Source organism: Bacillus sp. GW823-FHT06A10, assembly GCF_058795375.1.
This window is the reverse complement of record NZ_JBXAHT010000001.1, coordinates 266,420-285,123: the sequence shown is the minus strand read 5'-3', so window position 1 is coordinate 285,123 and position 18,704 is coordinate 266,420. Positions and strand designations below refer to the sequence as shown.

The following is an 18,704-nucleotide window of genomic DNA, read 5'->3' as shown; positions in this document are numbered from 1 at the left end:
TTGTTCATTTCTCAGCTTATAATAGTATGAACAGCGCCTGGAAAGATAATGAAGAAATTAAATTAAAACTAATAAAAAACCCTGTAAAATTTATTACAGAGTTTTTCACCAATTATTTATTGTTTTACATATCGAATACGAACATTATCGTCCATTTGATAAATTTGTAATGTGTTTCCATAACTAATTCCTAACTCTTCACTTGCACCAACTGCACTTACAAATACCCCTTTAAATACTTTATTTTTAGTTGGTTTTACTACCAATACTCTTCGCTGCTTCTTCAAACAGTTTTGAACCTTCTTGTGCTTTACTTACTGATTGATGCATTTTACTTTCGTCTTCTTGATCTAATGCATCAAATAGAAGTTGAAAACAATCCGCATATAGTTCCATCGACTGCTTTATCTTCGCCTGTTCTCCCTGTAACTCAGGAGGCGCTTGTAGATTCTTCAGTTTCGTTGCAGTTGCCTTTGCTCCACCTAAACTCAGTTGTACTTCACTTTTCTTTTGTTTGTATGATTTTACGTCTGAATCTGCTATTCCTTCAATTAATTTCATTGTATCTTCAATTTGAGTAGCACTATTTATGATATCTGCCTTGTACCTTTCAACATCTGAACCAGTTACCTTACCAGTTGAAGAACTAGAAGAAGTTGAATTATTTGAAGAAGAATTTGGTTGACTACTTGATGAACTACTGTTTGTACCTTCACCTTTCGCTACAGACAAGCTATCCTCTTTCTTGCCATCAGTTGACTTACTCTCTTTTTCAGAAGTCTTATTCTCTTTCTCTACCTTTTGCGTTTCTTCTTTCTTTGGTTCAGCTTTCTTACCATCAGTTTCAATTGTAATACAACCACTCAATAACATAACTGGTAATGCTAAACTTACTAATTTCTTTGCTTTCATGATTACTAATACCCCTTTATTTGTAAAATGTAGTGCAAACAAGTTAATATACTTAACTAATAAATTTCCCCCGAATAATTTATTAAAATCTACTATCCATAGATTTCCTGTATATTCATAATCTTTCCATATATATATCGTTTTACAAAGAATTACATATTCGATCAAAGGGATTTATGTAGTCTTTAAAAGGAAATTTACTAAACGAAAAGAAAATTTTAACAACAATGAAAAGAAGCTAACAATAAATTGTTAACTTCTCAACCGAAAGTAAAATACTATCTTTCCTTATCTTCTAATATCTAGGTTGTGATTGAATATTTGTAAGATGAACATCAAACATATCAATGATTTCAAGAAATCTATCAGCTTCACGGAAAACATGGTCTGCTAATAAGGGATGAATGATACTCTTTATTTTACATTGCTCAATTAAATCACGTGCTGTTTTCTTAAAATCCCGAAGAGATGCAACCGACACACGATTTTGATCTAAAAATTGATCTAAAAGAGGGGCTGTTTGGGATTGTGGTTTCATAGATTCTAAGTCAATTGCTTGATACATCAATTCATCAAAATCATTGCTAAAATTCCGCGCTGTATCTACAAGCTTTCTTTCCGATGGATCAAGAAGATGGCCAATAAATTTAGCATGGTCTGCCATAATCCGTAAAAAGAAAACATTTTCTTTAATAATAGCATCAGGAAGCGCATCTAATTTACCTTCATTTAATTGTATTAAACGTTTTCTAAAATAATCAGCTTCCCTACTTGTATGGTCAACTAAAAGTGGAAAGTTATTTTGTCCTGGCAATTTACATGTGAGAATTAATCCTAAAATTTTTCTTTTAAATCCCCAAATATTAGTTGCGGCTTGTTGTACTTCTGCATTAAATCTTTTTATTTGCTCAGGATCTGTTTCATTTGTATAGGAATGCGCTATTTGTTCAATATGTTCAAACAATCGATAAAATTGATTCGCCTCTTCGATTAGTTGAGTATCCTCGCACCTAAATCCTAAACGAAGAAAAAAAGAATGCTCCTTCATGATTCTAGACCAAAAACGAATTTCATTTAATGAACGCTCAACAAACATTACAGATGTAACACCTGTATCCGGATGTAATGAAGTTTCATCCCTATGCATTGTTAATCCCCCCAGTAAAATCCCCACTAGTTCCATTCTTATGAGTAAAAAAATATATAAATACCATCAATAAAAGTTTATGATGACTCTCTTATACATGTAAAATTAAACTAATATAACCTTAGCTTGATGAACATATACTGCTCCCGCAGAAGAAAAAAAGCTACCACCGAGATGTAAAATCCTACTAGGTGGTAACCTTTCAAAATTTCTATTAAAGCAATACCGAATCTTTATCACTTTCCTGATTACGTTTCTCACGCTCTTCTTCTAAACGCTTCATATATACTTCGCCTTCTTTTTCAATAAACTCATTATCCATATCTTGCTCTTTTTTCGAAGTATATAAAACCATGTAGCCACTTAGTACAATCCCGACAATTACAAGATACACCCACCATGGTAAAGTTTCCAAATCACTTCATTCCTTTCCTTAGACAAGCCTTATTAGTTTCACTCTATGAGGAAAGAAGTGGATTTATACCTAAAATTTTATTGTGGATGCTTCGCGAAAAATGCTTGTACATATTCCATAAACTCAATTGGTTCCTGACGAAACGGTGCGTGGTATCCTTTTTCAATAATATGAAACGTACTATTTGCAAATAGCCCATGATACAGTTCACCATTTTTCCAAGAAACGCTCTTATCGTGTCGTCCCCATATAATTAAAGTCGGCACCTTAATCTTATCGGCTTCCATCGCGATGCGGCGCTCTCTCATTTTCGTAAGCTGATCATAATGCTCTTTATCATCACGACTATTTTTCACTTCATTTTTATTATACTTCGTAATCTCGGTTACAGTTTGTAAGTCCGTCGATAGCGGTGGTACTTCATAACTTTCTTTTTGCTGGAAAGACTCTATCCCTGTAGCATCCGCCAAGATGAGATGCGTTACTGCATCCGGATATAAATACGCTAAATTGAGGGACATCTCTCCGCCCATCGAATGGCCAAGCACCGCAAACTGATCGTATCCGAGCTTCTTCATTAACTTATAATATAAATTCACTTGCGCAGGAAACGAATACTGAAAATCAACTGGCTTAGAAGAACGCCCAAACCCTAAAATATCAACCGCAATAATCGTATGGTCTCGCGCTAGTTCCGGATAAATATCACTAAACCCATCAGAAGAACCACCAAACCCATGCAACATGAGTAACGGCGGTTTTCCCTCACCAATTTGCTTAAAATAAATCGTCTGCCCATCAATTTGCGCCATACTCTCTTTCGTATTCAGCTTCATCATAACAGTATCTTTCACTTCTTCAACCTTCGCAATCGGCTTATCAACGAAGTTACATACGATAAGCAAAACAAGCACAATACCGCTAATCAAATAAAACTTAAACCGTTTCAAAGTTCCCGTCTCCTTCCTCTTGTTGTTATTTAAAGTTTTTACATTTTTTGGTTATTTTATGTTCTCTTTTTAATTGTAACTAAAACAGTTACAATTATACTAAAAAATATAACTCATTTCTGTTACTAATGGTTATTCTGTAACCATTATAGTTACATATTTAAAGTAAGTCAATTCTTTTCTCTACATGACCTGAAAATAGAAAAAGGGACTTCATGTTGAAGTCCCTTTCTTTGTTATTATAGTTGGCTTACTCCGCCGTCGCCTCTATTATCTGCTGGTGCTCCTCCTGTGTCTCCAATGTTAACGTAGTCTGGTCTTGCTGGTGCCCCTCCTGTGTCTCCTATATTAACGTAGTCTGGTCTTGCTGGTGCTCCTCCTGTGTCTCCTATATTTACAGCTTGATTTGTAAAAGAACTATTGAACCCAATTGATAATACCCCTACTAATGCAGTCCCAACAATAGCCAAACGAAATTTCTTCATTATTTTAACGCTCCCTTTTCCAATATATTTTTTTGAGCCTTATTATTCATATAAAAATATTTACTTGCCTTAACATGATCATCAAATTCATAAAATTTCAGTGCTAAAATTTCAGTGTATTCTTGAATACAATCCCATAATCTTTCTCTCTCAAAATAAGAAAGTCCTTCTAAAATTACATCTTCAATAATTGATACTGAAGATTTTCCATTGAGTTCTTTCAAAATTTTAAACCGATGTTGAAATTCTTTTTCTCCTAAATCAACACAAATATTTAAACCTTTTTCAACAATTGGATTCGCTAAATTATATTGTCCTAATTTGTAATGTTCATGTGCTTCTACAAACAAGGCTTTAAAGTGTTCTGGGTAATTTTTGGTCACCTCAGATATATGACGAATCGCTAATTCTGAAAGATTTTGACTAGCATAAAGCCAAGCTAAATTATGCCGAACCATTAGCATATATTTTTTTTGATCTGCTTTTTGCAATACTTCCATAGCAGAATTAAAGTTTTCTTCCGCTAATTCATAGTGATCTATGTCTACACAACATAGTCCAAAAGCATTTTCACATAATCCTACTTTTATTTCATAGCCTGGATATTGTAAAAATGCTGCTTTTGCCCTATTCAAGTAATCTATTGCATGAACTTGGTCATATTTTTGATAATAGAAATTCCCCATCCGATAATTAAACTCCGCATGTTCTATCGGATCGGCAATATATTTCAATAACTTCTCAGCTTGCTCATACTGTTCTTTCGCTTCATTATAATTTGAAATTAATGTGCAATGAAACCCTTTAAAAAAGTGATAGTAATAAGCTAGAACACCTTCTGTTGGAATTTCGAAAGATTCCACTTTATCAAAACTATCTTCTCTAACTGAAATCCAATCAACTAATGCATCATATCTAAAATTCAACAACGCATGATAAAGCAATACATCCTGATCCACGTCCAACCCACTAATCTTACTTTCAATCTCCTCTTTCATTTCCGTGGCCTTCTCTATGTTTTGCTGTAACATTACACGATACCAATCATCTAAAGAATGTTTCATTTGCTCCCGCGTTACTACATCTGCTCCCATACACTCGCATCTCCTTTTCTCAAACTTACAAAATTAGTATTTTTATACAATTATCAAAATTGTATATTACCACTCCTTTTCTATGCATTGAAAAATAATTATCAGAAAATTTAATATTTTGATTAATTATACCAAAGTTTTCCTTTTTAACAACTTGAGAAACAATTGTCAGAAAACTTACTAGGATAAATAAAAAAGCAAGCAGTTCCAGCACTCCGCTAAAACTACTTGCTCTCCTACTTACTATCTCTATTTTTACTCTTTAATAAATTCCTTCGTACTTCTCACTGTATCAATTGGACGAACTAATTTTTCAATTTCTTCACGTTTTGGCTCTAGGAATGGAGGTAAAGATAATTTTTCACCAAGTGTTTCGTATGGCTCATCTCCCATAAATCCTGGGCCATCTGTTGCGAATTCAAATAAAATTTGTGGTGCAACTCTTGCATATAATGATTCGAAGAAGTGACGGTTTACATATCCAGATGAAGGAAGTCCTACGCTACTGATTCTCTCAATCCATTCTTCTAATACAGCGCGATCTTCTACGCGGAATGCCGCATGGTGCACTGTACCAAAACCTTGTTGTGCTTCAGGAAGAACTGTATTATGTTCTACAATAACAGATGCACCGTTTCCGCCTTTGTTCACTTCAAATAAATAGAATTCCCCTTCTTGCGCAACCTCTTTAAATAATAGAACTTTTTCTAACACTTCTTTGAAGAAGCTAAAGTTTGCAATACGGATAAATACAGGTCCTAAACCAGTGATTGCATATTCTAATGGTACTGGCCCGTTTTGCCACGGTGTACCTGATTCGATTCCTTTATCAAGTTCATCTGAGATTAATTGATATTGTTGGTCATCAAAGTCAACGAAAGAAAGAGTTTTCTTACCAAATCGCTCTTTAATTCCTGTATGTTCTACTTCAAGACGGTCAAAGCGTTTCACCCAATACTCTAATGCTGCATCAGTCGGAACACGGAATGAAGTTTTTGAAATTTCATTTGTACCGTGTACACCTTTCGGAACACCTGGGAAATCAAAGAATGTCATATCTGTTCCTGCACTACCTTTATCATCTGCAAAGAATAAATGGTACGTTTGAATATCATCTTGGTTTACTGTTTTCTTAACTAAACGCATTCCTAAAACGTGAGTGAAAAACTCATAGTTCTTTTCTGCACTACTTGTAATCGCTGTAACGTGGTGAATTCCTTTTAATTGGTTCATTTTATATTCCTCCAATGTTTTTTAATTTATATTTTCTCTCCTATTACTTCTCTTCAATAGGTGCTAAATTCGCTTCAATCTCTGCACGCTGATCTTCTAAGAACGGTGGTAAATCAAGTTTTTCTCCTAAATGTTCCACATCTCCATCAACTGTAAATCCTGGTCCATCTGTCGCAATTTCAAAAAGGATTCCGTTTGATTCACGGAAATATAAGCTTTTAAAGTAGAAACGGTCGATGATTCCTGAAGAATGGAAGCCTCTTTGTTTCACCTGTTCTTCCCAATAAGCAAGCTCTGCATCGTTTTTCACGCGAATTGCTAAATGGTGAATGCTCCCTCGGCCCGGTTTTTCAGTAGGACCATCTAAATATTTCACAACGATTTCTCCAAAAGCCTCTCCTTTAATGGACTGGAAAATTGCTTCTTGATCATTTCGGCTAACCTCTGTATAACCAAACATCTCTGTAAGTGTACTCGACATTTTATCAAGTCTACGAACTGTCATTTCCACAGAACCCATTCCTTGAATTTGATGCTCTGCAGGAACTTCTGATTTCTCCCAAGTTTCCCAGTGCTCTACTTTTTCTCCGTTTGAAACGAGTAATACTAAGCGAAGACCTTCAGCATCCTCAAATTGCAAAGCAGGACGATTTGCATATGTTGTTATTTCACTATGTTTCACATCAAATTTCTCAAATCGTTCTTTCCAGTAATGTAAGCTATCCTCTGAAGGAACGAGCAATCCAATTCGAGTAATTGCATTTGTACCACGATATGTTCTTCCTACTAAAGGAATTTCAAAAAATGATAATTCCGTACCTGGACTTCCTGTTTTATCCCCATAAAATAGGTGGTACATTGACGGATCATCTTGGTTTACTGTCATTTTCACACGACGTAAGCCAAGCACGTTTTTATAAAAGTGATTATTTTCATTTGCATTTTTCGTAACCATTGAAATGTGATGATGCCCTTTAATTTCATACATTGGTTATTCCTCCGTTTCGTTTTACTAGTCAAGTGATAACTAAAAAAATAACATTTCCCACAACTAATATGGTTTTTAGCTTTTCAATTTATTCTTAATTATGTTTTTGTAAATTCATCTTAGTTTTTACTGTATAAGTTACTTTGTTTTTTAATCGAAAACAACTGAGTGTATGTTTTTCATATGACTCAATCGCTTTCGTTACTATCACTTTACACCTCAAGTGATTGAAAAGCAAGAGAAAAATCTCGAATTCGAGATTTTTTTTGTTAAATAACATTTAGGGTGTAAAATCTGATTATTTACGTAATTGACATTCTATTAAAACGCTCATTTACAGAAGAACATTATTCAAGTGAAGCCCTCTATAATTCAATTACAACTCCTTGAAAGTTTATGATACTATCCTGATCACACTTTTTATATTTAATGTTTTAAGGAAAAAAGCTATACTATAAGCGAAACTAAAAATCAGAAAGGAAATACCAGAACATGGAAAATTATATGCTATTTATCCTTACAGCACTCCTTATTATAATGATGCCTGGTCCCGGTTTTGCTTTAGTTACAAAAAACACTATCTCTCATGGTAGAAATGGTGGGATAAAGACCGTCTTAGGAACGGTATCTGGAATGATGATTCATACAATAATGGCTACACTAGGACTCTCTGCTATCTTAATGAAATTTGCTATGCTATTTACATTAATAAAATATGCTGGGGCATTTTATTTAATTTATTTAGCTGTAAAGTCAATTAAAAGTGCCTTTTCTAAAAAAGAAGATATGTCAGGTTCAGTGGAAATAAACTCTAAGGATATTGGAACGGTTAAAAGTTTTAGACAAGGATTTACCACGGCAATCTTAAACCCAAAAACGGCTGTATTTTTCCTTAGTTTTCTACCCCAATTTATTGTGAGTAATCAAAGTCATTTCTTCCAATTTCTTTTGTTGGGATTCACATTTACGACTTTGACAGCAATATGGTATTTACTTTATATCTCTCTAATACGTCAATTAAGAACTTTTTTAAGAAAAGAAAAGGTGAACCGTACAATAGAGGGTATTACTGGCACAGTATTATTAGTATTTGGAATTAGGCTATTTTTCCAAAAATAAATATGTAATAGAGAGAGTTTAAAACTTTCGGTTTTTCCAATAAATGAATCAATATAAAAAGTATGGCTTTCAAACAGTAAAAAAGTGAACAAACGGGTGTGTTTGTGGAATAAGCTTCAATAAAATAACCAAACTTTTTATAAAGAAGTGAATCGATTATATTAAAATTGATATAAAGGCGTTATCCTTTCCTATGATTTCTCAGAAAGAATAACGCCTTTTTCTTTTTAGAGGATATTTTGTCTAGTTAGCTTGATAGCGATGTGGTTCTATCCCTTATAAAGTGAAACTTTAATCAGTGGGGGTTTTGTTCATCCCCCACTGATTATTAGTTGAACCAATCGGGCTTTTACGGACAGTTGATCCCCCACCTAACTTCTTTGCTTCCGCTGAATTTTGAGGTGGGGGTCTTACTGCCCGTTAATGCGGGATAAATGTTACAAAAACATTTATAATAGCTCTAACTTGCACAATGCTTCCCGTTAATATAATACGCTGATTCTGTGAAAACCGTAAATACAACCTCTACTTCTGGAAGTCCAAAATCCATTACATATGTAGTAATGGCCTTGGCAAATCGATTACGAATTTCCTGTCCACGCTCGAACCATTTCACTTCAATAAGAGGAAACGCTTCTATTTCTTCTCCATTGAATACATACGTAGAACTTGGTAGTTCCAACGTAAAATTATCCGTACCACACTCACAAATCTCTGCGAGCTCTTCTACTAATGGCTTGCTTATGTGTTTTAATTGTTCAGTAGTAATTCCACGAAACACAATATGCGGCATGTAAATCCCTCCTTTAGATAGTTTTATATTTTGCCCACATCATAGCACAATTCTCCCACCTTTTAACAAAAATAGATGCTAAACAAGTTTCAACTCTTATTTTTAGGCCTGTTATACAGGCTGAAGCGATTCTAAGTATCTGCCATATTAAAGTTGATATGCTCCCATTCTAGTGGTGAGATATGTTTTAATCGTTCTTCGTTAACCCCATGCGTACTTCTTAACTATTTCATTTAATTTTTAATAAAGAAAACAGCCTCACTAAGCTTTTAAAACTTAATAAGGCCACTTTATTCACACTATTAATTATGGAACGTCGGTTTATAGAACGAACGATTATCAAGTGCGAAGACACGCTCTGTGTATTCGCCTGGTTTTGTGCGTCCTAATGCGCGGTCCATCATGTTCATTTTTGCATCTAAGTTATCGATGTAATGCAGAATTTCTGCTTCTTTTACTAATGGTGGTTTTGGGCTACCCCATTCCGCTTTTCCGTGATGAGAAAGGACGATGTGTTGAAGAATTAATACTTCTTCTGCATCGATTTGCAATTCGTCTGCTGCTTTACCGATTTCGTTCACCATGATAGAAATGTGGCCTAGTAAATTTCCTTCTAACGTATACGTTGTAGAAATCGGGCCAGATAGTTCAATTACTTTACCAAGGTCATGTAAAATAACGCCTGCATATAGTAAGTCTTTATCTAATGATGGGTATAGATTTGAAATAGCTTTCGCTAAATCTAGCATCGATACGACGTGATAAGCTAGTCCAGATACGAACTCGTGATGGTTCTTTGTCGCTGCTGGATATTCTAAAAATTCGTTTTGATGCTTATTTAACAAATGTCTTGTTAGACGTTGAATGTTCGGATTTCTCATTTCAAATATGTATTGTGTAATTTTCTCAACCATATCTTCTTTTTTCACTGGTGCTTTTTCTACGAAATCCGAGATGTCTGTTACTTCATTTTCATTCGCAACACGGATTTGTTTCACACGTAATTGAATACGTCCTTTGTAGTTTAAAATATCACCAGCTACTTTAACGATTGTTTCTGCTACATATTGTTTCTCAACTTCTGGTGATACGTCCCATAGCTTCGCTTCAATATCTCCACTTGGATCTTGTAAGATTACTGTTAAAAATGGCTTTCCATTACTTGCTAGACCTTTTGTCGCTGTTTTAATTAACAAGAAAACATCGACTTGTTCACCAACTTCATATTCTGCAATTTTCTTTTTCATTCGAATTCCTCCACCAAATCAGTTACTTTTAGTATAGCATATCACAACTCATTTTCTTTACGCTTATGTGTTAATTTTACAATCTGTTTTTCTGTAAAATACGCGAGTAAATGCGCATGACATGTAAAGAAGATGACTTGTCTATCTTTTGCGATTTCCTTTATTAGTTCAATCGTTCGATCCGTCCTTACCGCATCAAAGTGCACGAAACTATCATCAATAATAAATGGGTAATCATGTTCAAATGTTTTCGCAAGTGCAAATCTCAGTGATAAATATAACTGCTCCGCTGTCGCTTGGCTTAGTTCATGACTGTAAAAACGTATACCGTCGTTACGTTCAACAATGAACGGCTCCGCCTCTGACGGTGAAAAGATTTTACTATAGCGTCCGCCCGTTAAATAGACGAAATACTCTTCTGATTTTTGTAAAATACGAGGCAGATGCACTTCATGATAATATTGCTTCGTTTTCGTTAACACCGTTTTTGCGGCCGCATAAGCAGCCCATTTCTTCACTTGTTCACGCAATTGCGCTTTTTTCATTTCCCATTCATGCATTAAATCTCCGTACGTACTACCTTCTTCTAAATTCGCAATTTCCATACGATGTTTCGCGATGCGCTCTGTCAGTTCTTTCTCTTGCGCCAGACAGTTTTGTACGACTGTAATTTCTCTCTTTAATTTCTCTTCATAACCGTCAGCTTCGTAATGTTCAGCTAATGATAAACTCTTTAAACGCTGTTCTAACAGATCAATTTGCGGTAATAAACGCACTACTTGTTTCTCAGCATCTTCACGTTTTTCCGCCAGTTTACCCGCTTCTAAAAACATCTCTTCATCTGTAGTCTCTGCAATATTCCATAATGCATTTCGTTCTACTAACAGTTGTTTCAATTGTTCTTGCATAAACTCATATTCTTCTTGCCATTCCGCCAGTTTTTCTTTTAACTGCTTACAAGTTTGGCGCTTCTCTTTCTCATTTTGCATACGACTTTGTGCCCCGTGTAGCTTACTATACTCCGCACTACCGATAACAGCTTCTAGTTTCTGTTCAAAATGCGAAATCATTTCATATAATGAAGATTTTCGCGTGCCTTGTTTTTCTAACTCCCGATATAATTGCTGCATTTTTTCAATACGCTCAAACGCTGGCAATATGTGTGCATACGTATAAAATTCTGGGAACATATAGCGCGTTTTATATGCATCTACTTGTTCTCCCGCCTGGAACGTTTCTCTCTCCCATTCCTCATACGATGAAACGACTTTATCATAAGCTCGCTCCATTTGCTGCAATTTATAAGACTCACGCTCAAATAGTTTCCGAATCTCTTCATCTTTTTCTAACTGATAGCGCACAGACAGCGCTTCTTCACTTTGTCTCCCGCCAGCACTTTGCTGAAGAGTAAGAAGCTCTTCTTGTAATCCGCTTGATGGATCTTTATATAAAACAAGAGCAAGGACAATCCCTACAAAAACAATAACACTAATAAATAAGAGCGGGCGGTTATCAATAAATAAACTCGTGAATAAAACAAGCGTGTTAATAAGAAGTAACAGAAGACAAATTCTTTGCCACTGCTTTTTCTTTTGCATAGCCGCTCCTGCTTTTTCCTCATACTTGCGCTTCATTCTCTCTGCATCCATACCGATAAACGCCGCGTCTTGGAACGATTTCTCTTTCTCAACTAACGTATTTCGCTCTTCATCAACTAACATTTGTTTCTGAATCTGTCTTATATTTTCTTCTTGTTCTTCTAATTGCTCTTGCGCTACTTTAAAACGATCATCAAGCTGTGCTTTTTGCGTTTCTAATTCACGTGCCTTTTGCACGGTTTGCGTAATTAATTCTTTCGTTGCCAAACTCATGTCAAACGCAAGAACCGCTTCCTTTTCAAAAGTAGCACCAATTTGTTGTTCTAGTTCTGCAATTTCTTCTTTTATATTCGTAATACTTCCTGTCATATCACGCATTTCTTGGCACGCATTTTCATAAGACAAATGCTGCATACGAAGTTCTTCTACATAACTTTCTTTTCGTAAAAACTCTTCATCTATTTGAATCGAGGCAATTTCCGATTGCACTGTCTCGATTTTCTTATGGAGCGAATCAACTTGTAACTGAAGCGGCTCCATCTTCGCCTTAATCGCTTCATAGCGCGCCATTCCGTTTACAGGAAACTGCCTGCTCTCATTTTCTAACACTTTCTCATGCGCACGCTTTTCAATAACGAGGGGCTCAAGCGCTGCTAATATTTCATAATCTTGCTTTCGCCTTTCTGCACTCTCTTTCTCTCCGCGAACAGAAGCAAGCTTCTCTTCACTTTCTTTTAACTGCTCCACTTGTTTTTCATACGTGCCAATTTTTCCTTGCCACTCTTTCATCTTCTCTTCAAGCTTCTTCATCTCTTGCAGTGACACGTTAATTTCCGGTTTACGCCCACTCGGTTTAAAACGCTGATCCATTTCTTTTTCTAGCTTTTTATCTAACTGTAATAGCGCATCGCTTCCGACTGCACTTGCTGAAAATAAATAATTGCCAATATCCGCTTCGCCGAGCTGATGAATATTTTGAAGACCATGCATATCAAATGAAAAGACCGATTCAAATAAACTTTCATTCATCCCGCTTAATATATCGTTTAAAATTTCCTCGCCGCCCGTTTTCCCGTCTTCAAAATAAACGGTCACCTCGCCAGCTGCCGTCTTTGGCAATCGTTCAATTTTCAAACGGCCGTACTGCTCTGTTTGTACAGTCATCGCACCGCCATACTTCCCGCCTTCTTTCGGCTCATAACGGCGCTGTCCTCTCGTCGGAAAACCGAACAGAATACTTTTCATAAACGAGCGAATTGTCGATTTCCCCGCTTCATTTTCACCGTATAGCACCGTCAGCAAGGAAAGATCCATTTCCACATTTTCTAATTTTCCGTACCCATAAATATGGAGTTTTTCAATTCTCATTTTTTATCCCTCTCTTGCTGGAATAATTGCTCTAAAATAATATTTTCTGCTTCCTTTTGAATCTCTTTCTTCTCGTCTTCTGTAAAAGATTCAATACTATTACGCGCTACAGGAGATGTCCAAATGGTGCGCAACACGCCGTCCATATTTGTGAAAGCTTCTAGCTCCTTTAGCACACTACCGACGAAATGATTTTCCGCTTTCAAACGTTCGATTTCCGCAAAAGAAACCGTCTCATTTTTCCACTTCATTGCATCTACGAAATCTTTTCGCTCTTCGCCAGATGCTAAAATGTGAAAAATCTCTTCCACACGCTTTTCGTCACGCAAATAAGAAGAAAGTGGGCCCTGCCCTGTGAATACGACAGTTAAAAGCGTCCCTTCCTCTTCTCTTCGGCACTCATTCATCGCAGTTGACATGCTCGTCATAAGTTCATCAATAGTTTCAAGTCCATCAATACAAACTTCGATCTCATCCCATACAACATCTGCCGTATGGAAAAATGAGCAATGCGTTCCTTGTTTCGTAAGTTCAATAAGGTACGCACCCTTCTCACCTGTTTCCTTACGATGACGACCTTGTATGTTCCCTGGATAAATAATGTATGGCTCTTCTGATAAAATTTCACGTTTATGTATATGGCCAAGAGCCCAATAATCAAACTGTTTTTCTTTCAACTCACGAATTTGAAACGGTGCATAGCGATTATGCTCTGCATCTCCTTCCACACTTCCGTGAAGCATGCCAATATGAAAAGGCGCATCACTCATTTTCGTATACTGCGCTGTCATATTATCCGTTACCGCTTGCTGCAAATAACTAAACCCATAAATAGAAGCTAATAGCTCACCATTTTTATAAAATGATTTCTCTTCTACGTAAGGCTCCGTAAACACATGAACATTTTCCGGAAACTCAATCGCTGCCCAGCTTCCTCCTAAATGATCATGGTTACCGTGAATAATAAAAACAGGGATATCGTACTGCGAAAGTCTCTTCATTTGCTCACGCACAAACACTTGCGCCCTCAAACTTCTCGTCTCCGCATCATACAAATCCCCAGCTAGTAATACGAAATCAACGCGCTCTTGAATCGCTTTATCAACAATACGCTCAAATGATTCAAACGTACTTTGCTTCATTCTCTCCCAAACAGACTGCGCAACATTCATCTCCATTCCTTTAAACGGACTATCCAAATGCAAATCAGCCGCATGTATAAACTTTACTTGTTTCACAAATAACGATCCTTTCTATCTTTCAAAAGTTTCATTTTATTAAAATTAACATCGCTGAAAACTAATCATCATCGAGAATGAAAATATTCTCGATGATTAAAGTTTCATTCTATTTTACCACGCAATGTCATATATTTCTTTGCATATTGTAGCGTTTTATGTCAAAATAATTATAAGATTCTGATTTTAATTATTGGAGGGAATTTTCATGGGAGTATACGTTCTAACAGTCTTTGAAAAAGATGGTTCAAAAGCATTAGACGAATCATTCGAGGCGGCAACTGAAAAAGAAGCAAAAGCAAAAGGTGAATCTATTTTACAAGAAAAAGGATTGTATGAAAAAACACATCGCTGTACATCTACTGCAGGTAAGCTCGTTTTATTCCAGCGCTAAAAAAAAGAAGCGTCATCCGCTTCTTTTTCACTCTACTATATCTTCGTCACACCACGTAAACACCACATCTAGAATGCGATTACCAATACGTACGCGTTTATTCCATTTACCTGTTTGGATCTGATGTTGCAATTCAGCTTTCATCTTTTCCGTCCAGTCGTGAATCGTTTCACTACCGTCGTACGGATATACGCCTGGAAACTCTTCCTGCAGTAGATGCAAGCTCTCTGCATCAAAATGAAAATGGAAGAAGTAGTTTGCTGTAAGCGATGGTTCTTGCAATCGTAAAAAATGATCATCAATTTGCTTTCTATTTCTATAGAAAGTAAAGATATTCACTTTACCGCTAGTAATTTGGTCAATTTGAATTTCGTGCTTCTCTATAATCACGTCTTGTCCACCTCGTTGTATACTATCTTTAGTATATATGTCTTTTGCAACAAAGTTAACCATTTTCGCGCGAAATTCATTTCCTTCATTATATTACCTGTACCTCCATATGCAATCAGAACAAATAAAAATACAGTTGAAGGGGAGCGATCACATGTATTTCGGAAGCAAAGGTTGGTATGTAAAAGAACTTAAAAAATTAGGTATCCGTACTTATGAAGGTAAAAAACTAGAATCGTATCGTACGCATGTGTTATCTAGTTTACTTGAGAGAATGAAGAAAGCTTCGGCTTAATAGAAAAACACCTCCCGAATTCGCATACTAAGTATGCAAATTCAATGGAGGTGTTTTTATCAGTTTTCATAAAAGATTTTTTGCTTCCGCTGGAACGGATACGTTTTAATCTCAGCTGTATCTAAATCTTCATTGAATAAATGAATGGCTATAATTTGTCTACAATCGTAAGTATGGTAATAATATGTTCCAGACTCCATACACATTGCACTTGTATAGATCGTATTATCTAATATACCGTCTTCTGTTATTACTGCCCCCTTAGGAACCTCACAATTTGATAAGATATGAAAAATAGCCGATATCCCCTCTTCTTCGTTCTCTATACTTTGAATGTTTTGTTTGCCATATGCTGCCCGTACAAATCTTGATGGCGGGGTGAAATCTCCAGGAAGTCCCATTGTTCCTGAACCTTGGCCAAAAGCACTTAATGGTACATCTCCCCACTCAGTTGGCGCAAATGGCTGCGATTTAAGTCCAATATATTGTCTTAAATTTTGTAAATGCCAATTAAACTCCGGACTATTAGTCATTACTCCTATTGGATTGTCATACACTTTTATTCCATCAGCTGTCGGCTCAAGTACAATACACGCTCCCGATTTATCTGCTAAAATCCAATGTAGCGGTGGCGTAATTCCTAAAACTGGTAATGGCACATCTATAAAGGCAATGTTATCAATATATTTTCTTAATTCTTCAACAGAATTGAACTGCGTGAGGCTCCAAGTCACAAAATCAAATGGTGCTACATTCGTTTTATTGCTATCTATATGATTACTATAAGTAGCAAATCCTGGGAAATAGAGAGTTGCACATGTCATACCAGTTTCATTTACTCCGTCCGCCATCATGACCCTTCCTCCAAAATTAATTCCCATTCCGACAACAGCCTTTTTCGCTCGGATCGTTTCACCAGTTATATTGTTCCACTGATAACGCCGAGGAATGATTATTACTTCCTGATTCATATCTAATGTGAAATCCATTGTTCTCGCAAAAAGATGTTGGAAATTTTTAGTTTGTAACGTCAAACTAGTACACATGAAGAAATCCCCCCATTTTATAGTTATATACACATTTTATAAAATTCTGATAAATACGTAAATTAAAAACCCTTTTTATCACTAACAAAATAACCACCCAAACTAAAAATGCTATAATAAATTCAATCAAACTAAGGGGGCAAATTACTTTGCTTGGAACATGCATTCAATTTCATAAGTTTGGCAATCCAAAAGACGTATTACAAGTTGAATATAAAAATATAGAACCACTGAAAGATAATGAAGTTTTCGTTCGTATGCTAGTTAGACCGATTAATCCATCTGACTTAATTCCCATCACTGGAGCATACGCACATAGAATCCCTTTGCCTAACATACCTGGTTATGAAGGTGTTGGTATTGTAGAAGATGTAGGCGCTTTTGTTTCTCGAGACCTTATCGGTAAACGTGTGTTACCTTTACGCGGGAAAGGTACTTGGCAAGAATATGTGAAGACATTAGCTGATTTTGTAGTCCCTGTTCCTGATTCCATTGATGATTTTACAGCGGCACAAATGTATATTAATCCTCTTACTGCGTGGGTTACATGTACAGAAACGCTAAACTTACAGCGTAATGATGTTTTATTAGTGAATGCTTGTGGATCCGCTATTGGACATCTATTTGCGCAGTTATCACAAATTTTAAATTTCCGATTAATTGCTGTTACAAGAAATAATAAGCATACAGAAGAATTACTGCGCCTTGGTGCTGCATATGTAATTGATACTTCCACTACCCCGCTTTATGAAACAGTTATGTCATTAACAAACGGGCTCGGTGCGGATGCTGCAATTGATTCCATCGGAGGACCGGATGGAAATGAATTAGCTTTCTCCTTACGTCCAAACGGGCATTTTTTAACGATCGGTCTTCTATCAGGAATACAAGTGAACTGGGCCGAGATTGTCACGAGAGCAAAAGTACACGCAAACATATTTCATTTACGACATTGGAATAATGAAGTGTCACCATATAAATGGCAAGAAACGTTTCGTCACTTAATTCGTTTAGTAGAAAATAAGCAATTGTGTTTTATGACGGTACATTCTACGTATGACTTAGCAGATGTGAAAGCGGCAGTTGATGTTGTGCAATCTGCTGAGAAAACGAAAGGGAAAGTGTTTTTGACGAGTTATTGAATGCAATTGAAGACTCTATTTTGATTGATTTTTTTATGCCTTATAAACCTAATTTTGATATCCCGGCTTCAACTACCTAAAAATAACATTGTCAACAGCACTTATATTGGTTATCATAAAAGCGAACATAACAGGAGATGAGCAGATGAATATGAACGAAAAGAAATCTTTTTCAAAAGTTTCTCGGCGGAAATTAGTCGATGAAGTATTGGAACGTCTACAAGAGAAAATCTTTTCTGGGAAGTATGAAGTTGGTGATCGCCTCCCTACAGAGCCGCAATTAATGGAAGAGTTAGGGGTAGGACGCTCAACGCTACGAGAAAGCATAAAAATATTAGTACATGCTGGCATATTAGAAGTTCGACAAGGACAAGGTACTCGTATTGTCTCACTTAATATAACGCAAGATTCATTTGAAAAACGACTACAAGCAGCTAATATAAATCATGTGTATGAAGCACGAAATATGTTAGATAAAGAAGTAGCGATGTTAGCGGCACAGCGCCGAAGCGACGAGGATCTTTTATACTTAAAAGGACATTTGAATAAAAGAAAAAATGCCCTTCAAGAAGGAAATTATGTAGCATACATAGATGCAGACATTCAGTTTCATCTAGCCATTGCAAAGGCGAGCAAAAACGAAGTTCTACTTGATTTGTATCAATCTTTCGTACCTGCCCTTCGTCACATTTTAAGCCAATTCATATTAAATACAGCGAACTATGAAGATAACTCTGACATTCATGAAAAGTTATTCCAAGCGATTTTAAAACAAAATACTGAAGAAGCACGAAAATACGCTGTTCAAAATTTGGAGCTGAAATAAGCTCCTTATCTATTACACAAAAAC

20 protein-coding genes are annotated in these 18,704 nt (G+C 36.1%); 5 read left to right on the top strand and 15 right to left on the bottom strand.

Annotation, left to right across the window (positions count from 1 at the left end; genetic code table 11):
* Nucleotides 1–116: 116 nt before the first annotated feature.
* From AC1Q8M_RS01505 to AC1Q8M_RS01465, 9 genes are all read right to left on the bottom strand, one after another.
* Nucleotides 117–287: a hypothetical protein gene (locus AC1Q8M_RS01505; RefSeq protein ID WP_002179382.1), complete on the bottom strand. Its 171-nt coding sequence runs from the start codon at nt 285–287 to the stop codon at nt 117–119.
* Entirely contained in the window at nt 247–912 is a 666-nt protein-coding gene (locus AC1Q8M_RS01500; protein WP_072939785.1) for a DUF7018 domain-containing (lipo)protein, read from the bottom strand. Before AC1Q8M_RS01500 ends, AC1Q8M_RS01505 begins: the two co-directional genes overlap by 41 nt.
* 295 nt (nt 913–1,207) lie before the next feature.
* Nucleotides 1,208–2,059, bottom strand: coding sequence for a DUF2935 domain-containing protein (locus AC1Q8M_RS01495; protein ID WP_000554478.1), 852 nt, complete (start codon nt 2,057–2,059; stop codon nt 1,208–1,210).
* 214 nt (nt 2,060–2,273) lie between these two features.
* Nucleotides 2,274–2,474, bottom strand: coding sequence for a sporulation YhaL family protein (locus AC1Q8M_RS01490; protein WP_000449225.1), 201 nt, complete (start codon nt 2,472–2,474; stop codon nt 2,274–2,276).
* Between the two features lie 77 nt (nt 2,475–2,551).
* On the bottom strand, nt 2,552–3,424 hold the full coding sequence (locus AC1Q8M_RS01485) for an alpha/beta fold hydrolase (RefSeq protein ID WP_000819465.1): 873 nt from the start codon (nt 3,422–3,424) through the stop codon (nt 2,552–2,554).
* Nucleotides 3,425–3,663: 239 nt separating this feature from the next.
* Entirely contained in the window at nt 3,664–3,909 is a 246-nt protein-coding gene (locus tag AC1Q8M_RS01480) for a Phr family secreted Rap phosphatase inhibitor (RefSeq protein ID WP_000714518.1), read from the bottom strand.
* Nucleotides 3,909–5,003 (bottom strand): response regulator aspartate phosphatase, encoded by a 1,095-nt coding sequence (locus AC1Q8M_RS01475; RefSeq protein ID WP_000500591.1) that lies wholly within the window; start codon nt 5,001–5,003, stop codon nt 3,909–3,911. Before AC1Q8M_RS01475 ends, AC1Q8M_RS01480 begins: the two co-directional genes overlap by 1 nt.
* Nucleotides 5,004–5,258: 255 nt before the next feature.
* Nucleotides 5,259–6,236 (bottom strand): ring-cleaving dioxygenase, encoded by a 978-nt coding sequence (locus AC1Q8M_RS01470; protein ID WP_098361180.1) that lies wholly within the window; start codon nt 6,234–6,236, stop codon nt 5,259–5,261.
* A gap of 43 nt (nt 6,237–6,279) precedes the next feature.
* Nucleotides 6,280–7,224, bottom strand: coding sequence for a ring-cleaving dioxygenase (locus AC1Q8M_RS01465; protein WP_000272974.1), 945 nt, complete (start codon nt 7,222–7,224; stop codon nt 6,280–6,282).
* A gap of 492 nt (nt 7,225–7,716) precedes the next feature.
* Between AC1Q8M_RS01465 and AC1Q8M_RS01460 the strand changes: the two genes are divergently transcribed.
* Nucleotides 7,717–8,343, top strand: a complete 627-nt coding sequence (locus tag AC1Q8M_RS01460; protein ID WP_098855635.1) for a LysE family translocator — start codon at nt 7,717–7,719, stop codon at nt 8,341–8,343.
* 460 nt (nt 8,344–8,803) lie between these two features.
* Here the strand turns inward: AC1Q8M_RS01460 and AC1Q8M_RS01455 are convergent, their stop codons facing one another.
* The 4 genes from AC1Q8M_RS01455 to AC1Q8M_RS01440 form a co-directional block, all read right to left on the bottom strand.
* A complete protein-coding gene (locus AC1Q8M_RS01455; protein ID WP_001120260.1) occupies nt 8,804–9,136 on the bottom strand; it encodes a DUF1904 family protein in 333 nt (110 codons plus the stop codon).
* Between the two features lie 302 nt (nt 9,137–9,438).
* A complete protein-coding gene (gene yhaM, locus AC1Q8M_RS01450) occupies nt 9,439–10,383 on the bottom strand; it encodes a 3'-5' exoribonuclease YhaM (protein WP_000726652.1) in 945 nt (314 codons plus the stop codon).
* A 41-nt stretch (nt 10,384–10,424) separates the two neighbouring features.
* On the bottom strand, nt 10,425–13,349 hold the full coding sequence (locus AC1Q8M_RS01445) for an ATP-binding protein (RefSeq protein WP_061660174.1): 2,925 nt from the start codon (nt 13,347–13,349) through the stop codon (nt 10,425–10,427).
* Nucleotides 13,346–14,587 carry a metallophosphoesterase family protein gene (locus AC1Q8M_RS01440; protein WP_098361178.1) on the bottom strand — a complete coding sequence of 414 codons (1,242 nt, stop codon included), beginning with the start codon at nt 14,585–14,587 and terminating at the stop codon, nt 13,346–13,348. Before AC1Q8M_RS01440 ends, AC1Q8M_RS01445 begins: the two co-directional genes overlap by 4 nt.
* Before the next feature lie 208 nt (nt 14,588–14,795).
* On the opposite strand from AC1Q8M_RS01440, the gene AC1Q8M_RS01435 reads away from it, so the two are divergent.
* Nucleotides 14,796–14,981: a YhzD family protein gene (locus tag AC1Q8M_RS01435; protein WP_000539552.1), complete on the top strand. Its 186-nt coding sequence runs from the start codon at nt 14,796–14,798 to the stop codon at nt 14,979–14,981.
* 27 nt (nt 14,982–15,008) lie between these two features.
* Here AC1Q8M_RS01435 and AC1Q8M_RS01430 read toward each other — a convergent pair whose 3' ends face one another.
* Complete coding sequence (locus AC1Q8M_RS01430; RefSeq protein ID WP_000582776.1) at nt 15,009–15,371, bottom strand: hypothetical protein; 363 nt, start codon at nt 15,369–15,371, stop codon at nt 15,009–15,011.
* Nucleotides 15,372–15,525: 154 nt separating this feature from the next.
* On the opposite strand from AC1Q8M_RS01430, the gene AC1Q8M_RS01425 reads away from it, so the two are divergent.
* Nucleotides 15,526–15,666, top strand: a complete 141-nt coding sequence (locus tag AC1Q8M_RS01425) for a YflJ family protein (protein WP_000273536.1) — start codon at nt 15,526–15,528, stop codon at nt 15,664–15,666.
* Nucleotides 15,667–15,725: 59 nt separating this feature from the next.
* On the opposite strand, the gene bsh is transcribed toward AC1Q8M_RS01425, so the two are convergent.
* Nucleotides 15,726–16,712, bottom strand: coding sequence for a choloylglycine hydrolase (bsh, locus tag AC1Q8M_RS01420; RefSeq protein ID WP_098361177.1), 987 nt, complete (start codon nt 16,710–16,712; stop codon nt 15,726–15,728).
* Between the two features lie 149 nt (nt 16,713–16,861).
* Here bsh and AC1Q8M_RS01415 point away from each other — a divergent pair, with 149 nt between their 5' ends.
* Nucleotides 16,862–17,854 (top strand): zinc-dependent alcohol dehydrogenase family protein, encoded by a 993-nt coding sequence (locus AC1Q8M_RS01415; RefSeq protein ID WP_000901736.1) that lies wholly within the window; start codon nt 16,862–16,864, stop codon nt 17,852–17,854.
* A gap of 145 nt (nt 17,855–17,999) precedes the next feature.
* Nucleotides 18,000–18,680, top strand: coding sequence for a FadR/GntR family transcriptional regulator (locus AC1Q8M_RS01410; protein ID WP_001056900.1), 681 nt, complete (start codon nt 18,000–18,002; stop codon nt 18,678–18,680).
* The last annotated feature ends 24 nt before the right edge of the window (nt 18,681–18,704 follow it).

Coding starts and splice junctions, on each gene's coding strand:
- AC1Q8M_RS01500 (WP_072939785.1), bottom strand. CDS start 912: ATGAAAGCAAAGAAATTAGTAAGTTTAGCATTACCAGTTATGTTATTG.
- AC1Q8M_RS01495 (WP_000554478.1), bottom strand. CDS start 2,059: ATGCATAGGGATGAAACTTCATTACATCCGGATACAGGTGTTACATCT.
- AC1Q8M_RS01480 (WP_000714518.1), bottom strand. CDS start 3,909: ATGAAGAAATTTCGTTTGGCTATTGTTGGGACTGCATTAGTAGGGGTA.
- AC1Q8M_RS01475 (WP_000500591.1), bottom strand. CDS start 5,003: ATGGGAGCAGATGTAGTAACGCGGGAGCAAATGAAACATTCTTTAGAT.
- AC1Q8M_RS01470 (WP_098361180.1), bottom strand. CDS start 6,236: ATGAACCAATTAAAAGGAATTCACCACGTTACAGCGATTACAAGTAGT.
- AC1Q8M_RS01465 (WP_000272974.1), bottom strand. CDS start 7,224: ATGTATGAAATTAAAGGGCATCATCACATTTCAATGGTTACGAAAAAT.
- AC1Q8M_RS01460 (WP_098855635.1), top strand. CDS start 7,717: ATGGAAAATTATATGCTATTTATCCTTACAGCACTCCTTATTATAATG.
- AC1Q8M_RS01455 (WP_001120260.1), bottom strand. CDS start 9,136: ATGCCGCATATTGTGTTTCGTGGAATTACTACTGAACAATTAAAACAC.
- yhaM (WP_000726652.1), bottom strand. CDS start 10,383: ATGAAAAAGAAAATTGCAGAATATGAAGTTGGTGAACAAGTCGATGTT.
- AC1Q8M_RS01445 (WP_061660174.1), bottom strand. CDS start 13,349: ATGAGAATTGAAAAACTCCATATTTATGGGTACGGAAAATTAGAAAAT.
- AC1Q8M_RS01435 (WP_000539552.1), top strand. CDS start 14,796: ATGGGAGTATACGTTCTAACAGTCTTTGAAAAAGATGGTTCAAAAGCA.
- AC1Q8M_RS01425 (WP_000273536.1), top strand. CDS start 15,526: ATGTATTTCGGAAGCAAAGGTTGGTATGTAAAAGAACTTAAAAAATTA.
- bsh (WP_098361177.1), bottom strand. CDS start 16,712: ATGTGTACTAGTTTGACGTTACAAACTAAAAATTTCCAACATCTTTTT.
- AC1Q8M_RS01410 (WP_001056900.1), top strand. CDS start 18,000: ATGAATATGAACGAAAAGAAATCTTTTTCAAAAGTTTCTCGGCGGAAA.